Annotated in this window: 11 protein-coding genes; all 11 read right to left on the bottom strand. The window is 46.3% G+C overall.

Annotated elements, in window-relative coordinates:
• Nucleotides 1–10: 10 nt before the first annotated feature.
• The gene (locus AAGC78_RS15345; RefSeq protein ID WP_435784976.1) at nt 11–3667 is read right to left on the bottom strand and encodes an ATP-binding protein; all 3657 of its coding nucleotides are present in this window, start codon (nt 3665–3667) and stop codon (nt 11–13) included.
• A 2-nt stretch (nt 3668–3669) separates the two neighbouring features.
• Nucleotides 3670–4425: a DUF4194 domain-containing protein gene (locus tag AAGC78_RS15340; protein WP_435784975.1), complete on the bottom strand. Its 756-nt coding sequence runs from the start codon at nt 4423–4425 to the stop codon at nt 3670–3672.
• Nucleotides 4418–5926: a Wadjet anti-phage system protein JetA family protein gene (locus AAGC78_RS15335; protein WP_435784974.1), complete on the bottom strand. Its 1509-nt coding sequence runs from the start codon at nt 5924–5926 to the stop codon at nt 4418–4420. The genes AAGC78_RS15340 and AAGC78_RS15335 overlap by 8 nt, the downstream gene beginning before the upstream one ends.
• 62 nt (nt 5927–5988) lie before the next feature.
• A complete protein-coding gene (gene hemB / locus AAGC78_RS15330) occupies nt 5989–6972 on the bottom strand; it encodes a porphobilinogen synthase (RefSeq protein ID WP_435784973.1) in 984 nt (327 codons plus the stop codon).
• A gap of 64 nt (nt 6973–7036) precedes the next feature.
• Nucleotides 7037–7462 carry a hypothetical protein gene (locus AAGC78_RS15325; RefSeq protein WP_435784972.1) on the bottom strand — a complete coding sequence of 142 codons (426 nt, stop codon included), beginning with the start codon at nt 7460–7462 and terminating at the stop codon, nt 7037–7039.
• A 51-nt stretch (nt 7463–7513) separates the two neighbouring features.
• Nucleotides 7514–8125 carry a hypothetical protein gene (locus tag AAGC78_RS15320; RefSeq protein WP_435784971.1) on the bottom strand — a complete coding sequence of 204 codons (612 nt, stop codon included), beginning with the start codon at nt 8123–8125 and terminating at the stop codon, nt 7514–7516.
• Nucleotides 8126–10168 (bottom strand): NAD-dependent DNA ligase LigA, encoded by a 2043-nt coding sequence (ligA, locus tag AAGC78_RS15315; protein ID WP_435784970.1) that lies wholly within the window; start codon nt 10166–10168, stop codon nt 8126–8128.
• 103 nt (nt 10169–10271) lie between these two features.
• Entirely contained in the window at nt 10272–11480 is a 1209-nt protein-coding gene (gene zipA, locus AAGC78_RS15310) for a cell division protein ZipA (RefSeq protein ID WP_435784969.1), read from the bottom strand.
• A 28-nt stretch (nt 11481–11508) separates the two neighbouring features.
• On the bottom strand, nt 11509–15018 hold the full coding sequence (gene smc, locus AAGC78_RS15305) for a chromosome segregation protein SMC (protein WP_435784968.1): 3510 nt from the start codon (nt 15016–15018) through the stop codon (nt 11509–11511).
• Between the two features lie 288 nt (nt 15019–15306).
• On the bottom strand, nt 15307–16587 hold the full coding sequence (ccmI, locus tag AAGC78_RS15300; protein WP_435784967.1) for a c-type cytochrome biogenesis protein CcmI: 1281 nt from the start codon (nt 16585–16587) through the stop codon (nt 15307–15309).
• Nucleotides 16587–17114, bottom strand: coding sequence for a cytochrome c-type biogenesis protein (locus AAGC78_RS15295; protein ID WP_435784966.1), 528 nt, complete (start codon nt 17112–17114; stop codon nt 16587–16589). Before AAGC78_RS15295 ends, ccmI begins: the two co-directional genes overlap by 1 nt.
• Between the last annotated feature and the right edge of the window lie 288 nt (nt 17115–17402).

Raw genomic sequence — 17402 nt, 5'->3', positions numbered from 1 at the left:
AATCGCTACTCTAACCTTCCACTTCAACCATAAAATCCAACGCCGCTTGCTGGCGAATTGCTTTGCGATGATTGGCCATCAGTTTCTTGATTTTTTCCTGATCACACACCTGACGGTCCAACATTACACGACTTTTCAACTCGCCCACCGGCTCCGCAGTGGGGCATTTGCTGAACACAAACTGGTTGGAGATTAAATCCATAAACGGACCGGATTTACTGCTCGGCATGATGAACAGCAATTGCAAACCTAGACTTTCCGTTAAATAGTTGATTACTTCGCGTGAGCGATGCTCATCCATTTTCGAGAAAGCTTCGTCTACCAACACCATGCGTAAATGGCTATTACCTTCATTGAAACGGAATGCCGAGGTGATTGCCGCACTGCGAATAATATAAGCAGGCGTTTCCAATTGCCCGCCAGAACCAGTACCGTATTGACTCAGTGCAATTGGCGCCTTACCTTCCGGCTCTTTGTAAATTTCGTAGCGACGATAATTGCGATAGTCAGCAATGCGCGTTAACTCACGCAGCGCCTTTTGCTCATCTTCATCGAGCAACATCGTCATCAAACGTTCACGCACGCGCTGGTGTTTTTCCTCCAGCTTCATATTAAAAAGAGTTTCACCCTCATCAAGGCTCGGGCTATCTATTACTGCCTTAAAGAACTGCCAATACTCTTTAAACTCCGGCACCCATCCCCAATCGAAACGGAAACGTTCGCGGTCAGCACCAAAACGGTGATGTTCCAATTCTTTATTTAACTCTTCGAGAATTTTTTTACCGTCATTGATCGCCTGATAAATGGAATGGCAGAGATTGGTCACAAAGGCGTTATTAAAACTTTCACGCAGGGATTCAATTTCCTGATGGCGCTGGGCGAGGATGTGGTTTTTATCGCGATTATAAAGCGCGTCGAATTGGCGTCGCATATCGCAAATCACTTTGAAGTTAGCACTACCCAAATCATCGTTGTAATCAATATCAAATAAAATGGCATCGCTGGTCGAACAAAATTGATTATGCAACATAGCTGCTTGCTGAAGACGATGCAGAATCGTTTTAAGCTCGGCATTTACCGTTGCCAAATTTGATTCAAAATATTGCGCTGAATGCTGGCCGATTGTTTCATCTGCAGCCTGCAGGCGCACATCTGCATCAAACTCAGGCCAAAATGCGGTAATCCCTTGCACATTAGCTTCACAAGTATCAGCTTGGTAAAGGGTTTTATCTTGTTCGGCATCCAGCTTATGGCAAAGGTTATCGGCCAGCTTTAATTCTGCACGGCAATCTACCTGTGCATTATTCAACCGGGCATATTCCTGATTCTGCTCTTGCAAACGCTCCTGCAGCTCTTGCAGTTCGGCTTCCAACGCTTTGGTATCACTTAAATCCAATTGCTGCAATTTAGAATCAATTGCCTGGATTTTAGTTTGCGCTGCAAGCATTGACTGCAAAGTTTCGGAATAGACCAGCGGCTTAAGCTTATCAATCGCCAGCAATAGCTCTTGCGTTTCTTCGGCATAGGCTGTTGCTGCTTGCCATTCACTAACCAACGCGTGAAATTCATTGCGTTTTGCATCGAGTGCGCGCTCGCGTGCACCTTGGCCAAACACTAATTCAGAGTCGGCCATATCACAGCGGAACATCGCATAGTTACCCGAGCCCATTGCATCTTTGGTGATGCCACGGCGGGTATTTTTCAGCTCTTTTGCATTATCCACACGCTGCACATTGCCATAACTTGCTTTGATGTAAGCTTCGGCAGTTGCGTGCGAAAAACTCATTACTTGAATAATAGAATTTGCAGATGAGTCACTACTCTTATCCAAATCCTTACGCGCTTTTTCACCTTGAATGATGCGGGCACGATTGCCTTGCCCTGCCATGTTACGCACTATCGCAATTGCCTCAGCTTCATATTGAGACTCGACGATAATGCCGAACCGAGCAGCGCCGACATAACCTTCAATAGCAGCTTGCCACTCGCGATCAACAACATCCACGTAATCGCACAGCACCCGCGCATCAGCTTTGGGACATTGAGCTGCAATTGCGTCCAAAGCAGCGCGCACGAATCCGGGATAACTCACCTGACGCGATTCAAGTGTTTGAATTTCGCGGCGCTTAACTTCGGTTTGTTTTTGCAAACGCTCCGCTTGTGATTTTCTTTTGTCGCGCTCTTGCGCCAATTGATCGCGCAAATTCATGCGCACCACACTACCATTGGTTTCAAGATCGAATAAATTAGCAACAAAGGTATTGTGATGCTTTTGCAGCTCAAGCACTTTTGCCAACTGCGGCTCAAGCGGACTTACTTCGATAAGATCACGGTTTAATAACTGATGTATGTCGAGAGTGTCAGTCTCGCTGCAGAGATTTTTTACCAGGTTAGCCAAGCCAGAATCTTTTAATGCAGGCAATTCGACAGCAATTGAGGTTTGACGCAGCGCTTGGGCAAACTGCTGCGCAGCATCAAGGTTAGTTTGCAATTGCTGATGTTGTTTGCGTAGCTCTGGCACTTGCAACTGGATCTGCTTTTCTTGCGTATGCTTTTCCTGTTCCAGCTGATCTTTGTCACGCAATGCAGGCACGCCTAAACGACGTGCAGTAGCAGCCAAAATCAATTGATTGATTTCATCGCGGCGAGCTTCACAAGCAGCCAGTGTCTGTTGATGGCTTAACGAGTTTTCACGCAGCAACTGCTGCTTGTGTTTCGCTTCAAGATACAGGGCTTGCGAATCTGTATAACGGCGCTTGGCAACCGAATACTGCAATACCTGTTGTTCCAGCCAATTCGCAATAAAGTTATCGGACTGTTGGCGCCCCTGCGCCATACGCTCGATTCCCTGGCGCAAAGTGCGCGCATCCGCTTCCATCGTATGGATGCGTTTTAACATGGTAGAAACGGTGCGAATTGCTTCACCTAAATCGCGATATTCAAGAATTTCATTCGCGACAAACTCATCGATACCTTTGATAGGTTTATAAGCCATGAAACGCGAGAAGGCGCGCGCAGCATTCATGGATTCACGTTCGGAAATCGCGTCCTTCTTGCCACGCAAGATACCGTATAAACGGCACAAGTAAGATTTCTTTTTATCGTACTTCTCAACTTGTTGCTGACCGTATTGATGGCGCAACCCAGCATACAATTTATCTAAAGGAACCACATATTTATGGGTTTTCTCTTCCTTCAGCAAATCTTTTAAACCAAGCTCCACATCATTCAGAATATAAAACTGGGTATCATCCAGACGCGCCACTTTTTGTAGTGAGGCGCCCTGCCCGGTGGTTTCTAAAAATGCACGCATTCCAATCAGTGCCGTAAATGGTTCACTGTTCTCACCTTGAGTCGGGTGGAATACTGCAGCAAGATAACCATCACAACCTTGAGGCCGCGAATAGGCACCATCGTCGCAACCCAAAACATAGGACGCGAGTGTACGCACCAATTTCCCGCCACGACCACGCTGGCTGGATTCATCTTGCCCCGGGTTAAAATGGAACAAGTTATCGTGCGCGGCGGTCATGATCGTCTGAATCGCGTCCGCAGCTGTTGTTTTACCGGAGCCATTGCCGCCCGAAAACAAATTGATCGGACCGAAATCAAATTCGGTATTGGGCACATTGCCCCAATTAACATAGATAAATTTTTTGAGGTACATAACTATTCTTCAGCCGCAAAAAGCGAGCGATTTAAATGCGGTGCGGATTTACGCAATTTCGGGGCATCAATATCATCGTTAGCTTCATCTGTTTCTTCATCCACCAATAACAAATTATCGGCAAGATGATTCCGAATTTGCTCAAGCCATTCATTATTAACAAGGTTGATAATCAACGGACGAATTTTTATCCAGCTCTCACCTGAATCTATATCCGACTCGGCAAAAAAATTAATAAGGCGAAGCTGACGAAGACGTTTGAACGCTTGGCGACGCTCGCCAAGGTTCTCCGGTAAGCTGCGGCGCAACAGGCTTTTCATCGCCATCGCAATCGCCTCCAACGATAAAGTAGCGCAACCTTGCTCATCAATGCTGCCCTCGCGCAGAGCCTTGTCGTACTCCGCACGCAACACTAATACTAAAGCAACTTCATGCTGGCTCAACCGGCTGCGCAAACCAGCATTGAATGGCTCATCGCTTTCATCATCCATGCCTGGCAAGCGTGCGCCGGGAGGTAAAATTCGCACAAAACGAAAATGACTATCATGCTGAAAGCGAACACCCATCAGACTTAAGTAGTCATTCACTAATTCATGGACGCGCACAAAACGATCGTAGAGTTCCGCTTCCACTTGACTGTCATCGCGACAAAGAACGCCGTAGTCCAACAATCGCTGTACCAGCTCGCGCCAGTTATCCAGCGTGAGGTTGTGCTTTACCAGTTGCTCTTGCAGCAATGAACTTAATTGATCACTCATTTTCAACACCATCGTCGATCAAGCTGATAACAAACTCGTCGCGCTGTTTAAAATACTTATCACTATTAACTAATGGCTGAGCATGTAGCCATTCGGCATTTTGGGAAATTGCAAAACGATAGCGGGACGACAGGTTGGCAGCAGCTCCAACTTCAACGGCATGAGATAAATTCAATAACTCCTGCATGTTCTTTGCCTGTAGCTCGCTACTTTTTATCTCGCCTTTTTGTACCAAGGCCGCATGCACATAATCACGCAAACTGCTGGACTGCAGAATGAAAGCTTTATCGAGCGCTTGCTGCACAAAAATAGCTTTCTGGGCTTCAGCATCCAATGCTTTATCCTCATCCAACATTGAACGGACAACCTGAATATTACGCGGCGCACGCAGCTGAATTTGGGCAGGATCAATAAAGCCCATTTGAATACTGGCAATCGCTTCACCCTGCTCAAGCAACACCTGATCCTGTTGCTCTGCTGTCAAATTACCGAGTGATCGGTAAATATCCATCAAATCATCTTGCCCACGACTGTTAATGTAACTGAGCTGACGAATGATAATATCGGCGCGCTGTGTAAAGGTGTTCAACGCGCGCCGCAACGCAGGAAGCATAATGTCGCACGCATTTTTTAGGCGTGAATCAATTGTTTGAAGCAATGTTTCCAGCAACGAAATACCTGGAACTACTTTTTGCGGCAATGCTTTGCGCAGACGAATCTCCATCACCGCCCGCCAATCTTTTGCAGCAGTTTCGGCATCACCTAAACCGTATTTACGTTTGCGCCTAATCTTGGTGATGATATCGGATATTTGATCGCGGTATTTTTCAACACTGTCGGCGGACAAACGTACTTCCAGATCAGGTTTAAATACAGTTTCCATAAAATCAAAGAATTCATCGCTGGCTTGCTGGATTAGCTGACGCGATTCAACTTCGCGCACCAGCTGCCGCTTGCGCTCCTCCAGTTCTGCAATCACATCGGTAAAATCACTGATGATTCGCTCGGAATACTCGTAAGCATCCAATAAATCATTGATTTCACCTTGATCATAAAACGCTTGCAAACTATTGCGGGTGTTGCGCGTGTTGCGATTACGCGTGCGAAATTGATTCGCGTCATTGTCTGCAAAAGGCTGGGTAAACAAGCGTCCCATGCGACTAAAACCATAGCTGCTCTGCAAACTGGTTTCGTCTACTTGCTTTTCAAGCCAACCATTTTCAATAAGGCGATTGATTATAAAACTGGCGAGATCACGCTGGGTTTTAAAACGCCCCTCGTTTGAATCATCTGCATCGCTGTTATCCGCATCCAGAATTGGCGCGCGGGCAATGGCTTCTTTGAAAATATCGACCACCTGCTCACGGTTCATGGCGTGGCCATAATCGCGCAAATCGGTGTAGAGGCGTTGATACAAAAGGCGCAAGCACTCCGCCACCAACTCACGGTACTTACCAGTGAGCGGGTTGAAAAAATGCTGGCGGGAATCGCTAAAAAACATCGGGAATTTTCACAAGAATAAAACGAATTAAATGAGCTGGGTGTACGGCACGGTTTTTATAATTATGTGGGTAACCATTCAGCCAGTTTTTCCGCGTAATAGGTGATGATTAAATCAGCACCTGCGCGCTTAAACGCAGTCATTGTTTCCAGCACAATCGCCTTTTCATCGATCACACCGGCAGCAGCGCCCGCCTTAATCATCGCGTACTCACCACTCACATGGTAAACAGCCAGTGGTCGCGCAGAATTAGCGCGAATATGTGCAAGCACATCAAGGTAGGCGATACCTGGCTTCACCATTAAAATATCTGCACCCTCGGCTTCATCCTGCATAGATTCAGCCAGCGCTTCACGTGCATTGGCGGGGTCCATCTGATAAGTGTTACGCGAGCCTTTAAAGCTACTATCAACTGCATCCCGGAATGGGCCGTAGAACGCAGAGGCGAATTTTGTGGAGTAAGACATTACCGGAATATGAGTAAAACCGGCCGAATCCAAAGCTTCGCGAATCGCACTGATCATCCCGTCCATCATGCCTGAGGGCGCAATCATATCCACACCGGCTTGCGCTGCAAGCACAACTTGCTTTTGTAAATTCGCAAGCGTTTCATCATTATCAACATCATTGTTGGTAACAACACCACAATGGCCATGATCGGTATATTCACAGAAACAATTGTCACTGATTACCAGCATTTCCGGTTGCGCCTGCTTTGCAGTGCGAATCATACGCGCCAACAAACCATGTTCACACCAGGTATCCGAACCCTCTTCATCTTTATGGGTAGAAACACCAAAAAGAATAACGGCTTTAATGCCTTTGCTCCATGCACGATTCACCAGTTCAGCAAGCTGTGATTCGGGGTAGCGATACACATCAGGCATAGATTTAATTTCTACCGGAGCAGTAATTCCTTCTTCAATAAAAATAGGCAGAATAAAATCGCTCATGCGCAAATGGGTTTCGCGTACCAATTCGCGTAGCGCGCCGGTTTTACGCAAGCGACGAAAACGAAAAGCCGGAGTTGTCAGAGGGATTTGCATATATACGTGCCTATTAAAACATGCCAATTAAAACAGCTATCAAAATTTAAAATACTATCGAAAATTACAACCCTAGCGAACCTTCGTGGCTCCATTCACAACGAACACGCATATCGCCAGATCCTGGCTTGTGATAGTTGCCGTTCGCTTCCCAAGTAAAAGTGTGAGTACCCGATAATTCAGTTTCAAGATGAACCGTTGCCGAAACCCAGTACATTCTGCTCAGCAGCGATTCAAACTGGGCGATCCATTGATCCCACTCATATTCAACTGCTTTGTAGGATGCACCAAAATGCATAACTTCGGTTTGATAATTAAAAAATGGCGAATCTGCACTCGGAATAGAAAACATTTCCTGACTAAGAAAAGGCCATTCATCCGCATGCGGCAATGACAACATTGCATCGCGATTTACACGAATACGCTCAGATTCTGCCATCGACGGTGATACATCCTTAATACAACCGTACACAATTGACTCTTGATCCATACCTACTCCGATATTAATAATCGACGTAAATCTCTATTTATTCCAGTGGTGCTAAAACGGCCACCACCAACTGCCTTTGAATCGCTCTTCACAACGCTGCAATTGATTTTCATATTGCTGCGCCCTACTTTCTACTTTTCGCGCGGTATTCATTAACCAGTTTTTTTGACGATAAGTACCGCGATTATATCCACCATGACCGTCATGATAAGCAAGGTACAGGTTGTAACTATCACTCAAACCAATTCTGCTGCGCTTTTGGCTTTGCTTGTTGTACCAACCAATAAAATCTATGGCATCGCCAAAATTATCGCGCCGGGCAAAACTACTGCCGCCTTGATCCTGATATTCATTCCACACTGCGTTTTTCGCTTGCGGATAACCAAATGCATCGCTCTTACGCGGCCCAGGGAAAATCCACAGAATTTTCGTACGCGGCGTACGCGCATTGTGCTTGAACATCGACTCCTGATACATGATCGACATCATAACCGGGACCGGAGAACCCCAACGCTTTTCGGCTTTTTTGGCATCCTTGTACCAGGATGTTTTCTCATCAAAAATATCACACAGATTATTGGGATTAGAGGGCGGTAAAGTGGAGCAACCAGCCATCACCAATAGCGACCCGAGCAAAATAAATTTACAGAGGGAATACAACATTTAGAACTCACGCCCATGTTCACGTAACAATGCGATTAAACTGGCCTCATCCATTACCTTTAGCCCCAGCTCTTCAGCTTTCGCCAGTTTTGAACCAGCACCGGGACCAGCAACGACGTAATCTGTTTTAGCTGAAACACTACCGGCGACCTTAGCTCCCAATGCAAGTAGGTGACCTTTTGCATCATCGCGTGATAATGTCTCCAGTGTTCCCGTTAACACGTAGGTCAGACCATTTAATGGCAGCTCATCAGGGCTCGCGACCTCAATGTCAGCCCACTGAATACCGGCAGCTCTCAATGCTGCCACAGCATTTCGGTTGGATTCTTGTTCAAAAAACTCTGCCACGAAATGAGCAACCACTGGGCCGACATCAGGAACTAATTGCAATCGTTCTTGATCGGCAGCCGACAACAACTCAAAACTACCAAAGTAATTGGCAAAATTACGCGCAGTCGCCTCGCCCACTTCACGAATACCCAAGGCATAAATAAATTTAGCCAAGGTCGTTTTTTTAGAGTGCTCCAGAGCAGCCAAAATATTATCGGCTGATTTATCGCCCATACGCTCCATGGCCGACAATTGCTCTCGCGTCAGCGAATACAAATCAGCAAGATTATTCACCAAGCCCAGATCAACCAGTTGCTCAACAAGCTTATCGCCAAGCCCTTCAACATTCATCGCCTTACGCGATGCAAAATGTTTAATCGCCTCTTTGCGTTGCGCCGCACAAACCAAACCACCAGAACAGCGAGCAACTGCCTCATCAGCAACTGTCTCGACCGGCGAATTACAAACCGGACAATGTTCCGGAAAAAGAATATCGCGCGCATCTGCTGGGCGCTTGGCTTCCACCACCTGTACAATTTGTGGAATGACATCCCCTGCACGGCGAATAATTACGGTATCGCCAATTTTAATTCCCAAGCGATTAATCTCATCGCGATTGTGCAAAGTTGCATTTGAAACGGTGACCCCACCGACAAACACAGGTTGCAAACGAGCCACTGGTGTAACTGCGCCAGTTCTACCAACCTGGAACTCAACATCAAGTAACGTAGTTGATTCTTCTTGTGCAGGAAATTTATAGGCAATTGCCCAGCGCGGCGCACGGGAAATAAAACCTAACTGATCTTGCAACTGACGCGAATTGACTTTAAAAACGATACCGTCGATCTCATACGGAAGAGTATTTCGTATTGCTAATATGTCGTGTGTGTACTCAATACATTGTTGAATATTTTTAGCTGTAATTGTTTTACGATTTGTAAGAAACCCCCAGCATTTTAACTTTTCCAAGTTCTCAGTATGATTATCCGTTAATCCGTCACCTTCAAAAACACCAACGTTATAAGCGCACAACTTTAGATATCTTGTATTGGCTATCTTAGGATCTAACTGTCTCAATGATCCTGCTGCTGCATTTCTAGGATTCACAAAAGGTTTTTCTGAACGCATTAATGCCTGCTCATTTTGTGAAGCCCAAAACCGTTTCGGCATATAAACTTCACCACGAACTTCTAAAACCTTTGGAAAATCATTACCCAGAAGTTTTAATGGAACAGTTTTAATTGTCCTAACATTGTGCGTTATATCCTCTCCGTTAAACCCATCACCTCGTGTTGCACCACGCACCAACAATCCGTCAACATATAACAAACTAACTGCAATACCATCTAACTTTAATTCACATGCATATTCGATTTCTTCAGAAGTTTTTAACCGATCCCAAATGCGCTGATTAAAAGCCAACAAATCTTCATCACTAAACGCATTATCAAGTGAGAGCATGGGCATTTCATGAACAACAGTCTGAAATGACGAAATAGGCTCCGCACCAACACGTTGTGTCGGCGAATCGGGAGTAATTGAATCTGGATATTGTTCTTCAAGTGCGCGCAGTCGCTGCATCAAGCGATCATATTCCGCATCAGTAACTTGTGGATCATCCAACGCGTAATATCGATAATTATGCTGATGAATTTCCTGACGTAGCTGTTCGATTTCTGGCGGAAAATTATCAAATAAAGAGAGAGTAGACATGAAAAAATTACCTTATGATTCGGGCTTGGTGCGAGGCGCGATTCATGCCTTAGCTTGCGGATTTCTGACACATCCCTGTGTCAAATAAAACGGTGTTAAATAATCAGCGCGGAGGGCGACGGAATAAACGCATACGTTCAAAATCGCGAATACGCTGACGGCAATGCTCCAAGGTTTGACGAGTCATCACACTTCGCTGCTCATCTTTCAGCTCACCGCCAAGCGTGTCAGCAATTGCACGCGCCGTATCAGCCATTAAATCAAATGATTGCATTGAGTCAGCATTAATGGGCAGTGTCATAAACAAACTAACACCCGGCGTTTCAAACTCATCCATTGCATCCAGATCAAAAGTGCCCGGCTTCACCATGTTCGCCATGCTAAACAGTAAAGCGCCCTCGCCTTTGGTATCACTGTGACGATGGAAAATATCCATGCTGCCGTAGCGCATACCACATTTCAAAATAATATCGAGCAGATCACCGCCGTTGAACATCTCACCTTTGTGAGCCATAACATTGATGATCAAAACTTCTTCCGGCTCAGCCGGTTGTTTTTCGGCAAGGTTATTTTGTTGCGCTGAAGAAGCTCCTGATCCCTGCTCATCATATTCATCATCAAGCTCGTCGCGCTCGTCATACTCTTCTGATGTATATTCTTCATCATCGCGATCATAATCTTCATCGTAGTTATCAAGATCTTCCTGCTCTTCAGCATAAGTCTCGTCATCAAGCTCATCCTGCTCTTGATCTGCGATCAATTCACGCTCATAGGGATGATCATCGCGCTCGTAATCCTCACCCTCATAACTATCATCTTGACGATCATCATAATCATCAAACTCCTCATCACGAGAAGCCGAAAAACTTGGCTCGATACGTTCGCTTACAACACTTGAACCATCTCTGGAATCCTCAACAGATTCCATCAACATCGGAACTGATTGACCAAGATTCAAGCTAGCTTGTTGAGGTTCACGATGGGCTCGCGGAGCAACAATAGGTTCCTCCGCCTCAGAGCGAGAATGCTTATCCAAATAAGACTTTGCTTGCGCCTTTTTCTCAATACTGGGAACACGAACAGAAGGATCGCGCTGACCGATAACACGCGCACCACCGTTGGGCAACTCACTGGTGTAGCTTGGAGTTTCCGTAGGTTCATCATCGTATTCAGCTTGCTGTTTTAAGCTCTTCTTTAACGAACGCGATACCTTAATATTGCCATTGCGCTCATTGCGCTTACGTCTGATCCCATCTGCCAATACCAGCAAGATAAGCAAAGTACCAATGATGATGACCCAATCTTTCCACATAAGGTTATCCGTATTAATTAGTTCAATGTTAAACCGCAGCTAATTCTGCAGCTTCGTCCACATCTACTGTTACCAAACGTGAAACACCCGGTTCATGCATGGTAACGCCTAACAATTGGTGTGCCATTTCCATCGCATTTTTATTATGCGTAATGTAAATAAATTGCACTTGTGCCGACATTTCCTCAACCATACGCGCGTAACGGCCAACGTTAGCATCATCGAGCGGAGCATCAACTTCGTCGAGCATACAGAAAGGTGCCGGATTCAAACGGAATATCGAAAACACCAATGCAATTGCAGTCAGGGCTTTCTCGCCGCCCGATAGCAAATGAATTGTGCTGTTACGCTTGCCCGGTGGGCGCGCCATAATAGTAATGCCGGTATCCAACAATTCTTCGCCAGTTAATTCCAGATAAGCGTGGCCACCGCCGAACACCTTGGGGAATAACTCTTGCAAACTTTTGTTTACCTGGTCGAAAGTTTCTTTAAAGCGTGTGCGCGTTTCACGGTCAATGCGTTTAATTGCATTTTCCAGAGTCTCCAATGCTTCCATTAAATCGGCATTTTGTGCATCGAGATAATTTTTGCGCTCGGATTCTGTTTTGTATTCGTCAATTGCCGCGAGGTTAATCGGACCAAGGCGGGAGATTCTGCCCGCAAGGCTTTCCAATTCTTCCTCTAGCGGTTTCACCTCGGTACCTTCCGGCATTTCGGCCAAAATAATATCGAGATTTAATTCGTCTTCCTGCATTTGCTCAACAATGCCTGCGCGCTGCACTTCAAACATTTGTGCAGCCAAACGTTCCTGTTCCAAATGCGCACGAACCGCTTGCACTTCTTGCTCTGCTCGTCCACGAGCCTGTTCGGAATTGCGTAACTCATGCTCTACAGTTTCCAATGCTCTCCGCGCCTCTGTTAAAGAAGATTCAACGGAAAGACGTTTGGATAAGCTGGCTTCCAACTCCAATTTATATTCTTCAACCGGATCGCGATTATCAGCGATACTTGCGATCAGTTGTTCGCGACGCTCTTGCAAGCGTGACGTTTGCTCACGCAAACGGCCAATCCCTAAACGAATAGAATCCAACTGCGTTTTTACAGATTGGTAGCGCATGGCAATTTCATGCGCTTTATCTTTATCGTGACGCGCGCGTTGACGAGCAGTATCCAAGCCTGTGCGAATATCATCGCGCTGCTGCAGCAAGGATTCACGCAAGTCGGTATCTTGCTCCATCATTTCGATGGCTTCGCTCAAAATCATCCGCGCTTCTGACAAATGCTCGGCTTCTTGCTCCATTTGTTCACGGGCTTCACGGATTTCGTTATCCGCGCGCTCGCGACGCATATTCATTTGCTCAATACGAACTTGTTTTGCACTTAATTGTGAACGCAATTCGCCGTACTTACGGCTCTCGTCATCAACTTGGCGACGCAAAGCTTCACGATCTTGCTCTAAGCGTTTGATTGCTGCGCGCCCTTCTTCCAGTTGAGCATTAAGTGTTTCGATATTTTCTTCTGCACTTGCAATCGCCGCGGCCAATTCTTCCAATTCATGACGGCGAGCAATAACACCAGAGCTTGCATCAGTATCGCGAGTTACACGAACCCAGTGCGGACTTAACCAAATTCCATCGCGAGTAATAACCGATTCATTCGCAGCGAGCTGTTTGCGCAGCGCAAGTGCAGCAGATAATTCATCGGCGATATAGATGCCAGCAAGTAAGCCCTGTGCATCCCAACCTGCAGTTACCTTGTCACTCAGCAATGCAGCTTTAGTTGATGATGGTGCGGAGGATTTAGCATTGGTATCAAACAATACCAATTCACCTTGCTTAAGATTTTCCAGCAGGCTAGTAACAGCATCAACCTGATCAACACATACTGCTTGCAAGGCGTTGCCTAATACAGTTTCAAGCGCCTTATCCCAACCATCGGCGACACTAATAGTGTCTGCCAAACGCGCCTTATTGGTTAACTCATTGCTAGATAACCATTGCGTAACAGCTTTGTTCTTTTCACCCATTGCAGCCTGCTGCAATGCCTCAAGTGATGCATGACGGCCACGCATTTTTTGCAGCTGGCTGCGCGCCTGATCCAATTCGTTTACAAAACGGTTGTTGTCATTGCGCGTGCTATCTAGCTGTTCAACAAATGAATCCAGCTGCGTACGCTTTTCATCGGCAACCAGATCCAACTCAGCGAGTTGCTCGGTTAATTCGTGAATCGATTCGTCTTCCGCACCATCTTGCAGATTAGTTTTTTCTTCACGCAATTTTTCAATTCGTTGCAGCAAGCGCTGTTGCACTTGTTCCAAATGCTGGATACGTGACTGCTGTACTTCTGCACGCTGACGCGGCTCGGACGCACGCTGGTTAAAACTATCCCAGTCATTTTGCCAACGCTGCATAGCTTCTTCGGCATCAATCAATGACTCGCCGGAGGTTTCCTCTGCGGCTTTAACCAATTCCAACTCGGGCTCAAGCTCAAGCAGCTCTTCTTCCCAAGCTTCGGTCTTTTGCGTATCGATTAATAAATTTTCTTCCGCTTCTTTGCTGTCGCGACTGGTCTGATCCAGATCCGTTTGCAGTTGGCGCGCACGCTCACTGGCATGCTGAATACTCTGCTCAAGACGTGCGATTTCAGCACCGATCGCATAATAGCGACCTTGAACTTCATTAAATTTATCGCCCAGCTCAGTATATTGGCTGCGGTATTTTTCGATTTGAGTGTCTTTGTTGACCTGATCAGTTACAAAAGATTCCATCCGTAACTCAAGGTCACGAATACCAGCCTGCTTGGCTTTGGCTTGCAAATCCAACTGCTGATATTTCAATGCTTGCAACTGGGCTTTTAATAAGCGCTCTTCTTTTTTGTATTCTGCGTATTTTTCAGCTGCCTGCGCCTGACGTTGCAAGCGCGACAATTGACGCTCCAACTCATCGCGAATATCAGTCAAGCGCTCCAAGTTTTCCTGCGTGCGGCGCATACGGCTTTCGGTATCGCGACGACGCTCTTTGTATTTGGAAATACCGGCAGCTTCTTCGATATAAACGCGGAGATCTTCCGGTTTTGCTTCGATAAGCTTGGAGATCATGCCCTGTTCGATAATCGCGTAACTGCGCGGACCAAGGCCGGTGCCAAGGAAGATATCGGTGATGTCGCGACGACGACATTTGGTGCCATTGAGGTAATAGCTGTTATCGCCATCGCGGGAAACTTTACGTTTGATACTGATTTCGGTGAAGGCGGCATATTCGCCAACGAGGGTGGCATCCGAGTTGTCGAACACCAATTCAATAGAAGCTTGACCGACCGGCTTACGGCCACTGGAACCGTTAAAAATAACGTCGGTCATGTTTTCGCCGCGCAAGTTCTTGGCGGAGGATTCCCCCATTACCCAGCGCACGGCGTCAATAATATTGGATTTCCCGCAGCCATTTGGGCCAACGACAGCGCACAGGTTGCTGGGGAAGTTGACCGTAGTCGGATCAACAAACGATTTAAAGCCAGCCAGCTTGATGCACTTTAACCGCATAGGTCCATATCACTCATATTTCATCAGGCTTATGGAGTTTGGATGCCCTACCCAAACCGGCCTGTTCTATAAATAAATCGCCGGCAACCACACATTGCCTAGCTGTTTGATTTCGTTGATTTTTTTGACTGTTATTAAAAATCCTAAAGTCACCAAAAAAACCTGTAAGGGCGGGATTCTACACATTTGTGTGCTGCTTTACACCCGCCACCACAAGCAAAAGCGACAACGCCCATTTGACCGAACAAAATTCAACCAAAAATAGCAAGTGCAGGAATCGATTGACGCTTACTGGCTTATTTTTTCATCGATTTTAACGCCAATATCAGCCGGAAGTGAGCGCATATCCAGCGGGCCAAAACTCCCCTGCCAGTCACCAACCTCTGCGGCAGCCGTACCGTTTTGTGAGATTCTTGCCACCACCTCAACATTATCGATTGAGCCCAAACTCATCGCCGGTGTCATAGCCATAGCCTCAGTCAACAATACGCGCTTGGGCAGCTCAGATACTTGTACGCGCGCAATTGCCAGAGGCATTTTTGCCCCTTGCCACGCCCGGGCATAAACAAACACAACTTGATCCGGCTTGGCATCAACCCCTTCAGCCAAACTCACATTAATACTTAATTGGCGACCAGACCGTGCAGCCGCAAGAGACTCTTCAGTACCGCCCTCGGCAAAATACAGGGTTGCAGCTCGTTCGATACCAGCCATTAATGCCTGGCTGCCTGCGGAATCCGGGCCAGTTAATTTAACCGTGCGTTCCCAGTATTTAATGGCATTGACGTAATCCTTTTTGCCGAAGGCATCGATTCCAGCTAAACCGAGAGCCATGGTGTTATCAGGCTCCTTGACTAGCACCTTTTCAACCAGATCGCTGATTGCAGGATTCATCTTACTTTCGTCGCGCAAGAACATCGCTTGAGCAAGCTCCGCCATGACCATGGCTGATTCACTATCGCGTTGCAGCACCTGCTGATAGGCGTTAACGGCCTGACCAAAATCATTCAAATCCATCTGAATACGCGCCAAGAAAAACCAGTACTGCAACTGATCAGGATTATCTGCCAAACGCGCCTCGATCAAGCGTGCCATTTCACGTGCACGTACAGGGTCAGGATTGCGACCGGCCATATAATCTTCATTATCCAGCTTTTGTTTGAGTTCCTGCGCCGCACGAATTTCTACATCTGCACTGCTGCCCAAGTGTTGATAGAGCCCCCAACTCACCGCCACAACTAAAAGTGCAATGACACTCAGCGTCTTAACACCAGCACTCAGAGTACGAGTCTGTTGAGCTGCACGAATATCAGCCTCATCCTCCAGCAACGCACGCTCTTGCTCCAACTTTAATTGATCAAATTGAGCCTGATCGATACGACCAGAAGCCAATTGCGCATTTAGCTCTGCAATGTGTTCATGAAATAGCCGCACGTTTTCATCAAGACGCTCGGCAATAACTTCGCTTGATTGACCATTCTGTTGTTTGCCATAACGCACTAACGGCCAAAAAATAAATATCAATGCCACCACACACAGGAGCGCAGCCCCTACCCACAAGGACATCATTATTTTTTCTCCTGACTGGAATTTCTTTCTGATTTTTCAGCGGCTGCTTTATCTGCCGAAGAGTTAAGCAAATTTGCCAAGCGCGCCTGTTCAACCGAAGACAGCACCGAGCTTTCTTCTACATCAACACGACGACGTTTACGCACTATAAGAAGAAGCATCACAATGCCTATAAGCAACAACGCGATAGGTGCTCCCCAAAGCAAGATAGTGGCGGGCGATAAACGCGGGCGGTATAAAATAAACTCGCCGTAGCGTTCCACCATGAAATCCACGATTTCTTTATCCGATCTACCATCTTTAATCATGAAATCAAGCTCACGACGCAAATCCATTGCGATAGGAGAATTAGTACCGGCGAGATTCTGGTTCGGACATTTAGGGCAGCGCATTTCATCAATAAATGTTTGATAGCGCTGGCGATCAACATCATTATCAAACTCATGAACTTCGATGGCTGCAAAACTGGATAAAGAAATAAGCAATAATCCGATGCAAGTGCAAAGTCTTATTAGAATTGCGCACATAAATATGCTTCCGCGTATTGAATAGAAATTTTGCGCGAGTATAACAACTCATAAGCGAGAGCGGGAAACTTTGCCACCAAGACCAAAAACTGATCACAAGTGTTTGTTTCGCAACCATTTTTTAGTTTTTTTTCGATTTTTTTATAAATCTGTTAAAAAAAGGTTGACCCATAGTTTTACATGATTAGAATACGCGCCACCAACAAGGTGAACGCTGAAAAGCGTGAAATCTTGGGCGGTTAGCTCAGTTGGTAGAGCAATGCCCTTACAAGGCATGGGTCACAAGTT

This window comes from Cellvibrio sp. (assembly GCF_039207905.1).
Taxonomy (GTDB): domain Bacteria; phylum Pseudomonadota; class Gammaproteobacteria; order Pseudomonadales; family Cellvibrionaceae; genus Cellvibrio.
This window is presented reverse-complemented; position numbering and strand designations above follow the sequence as displayed.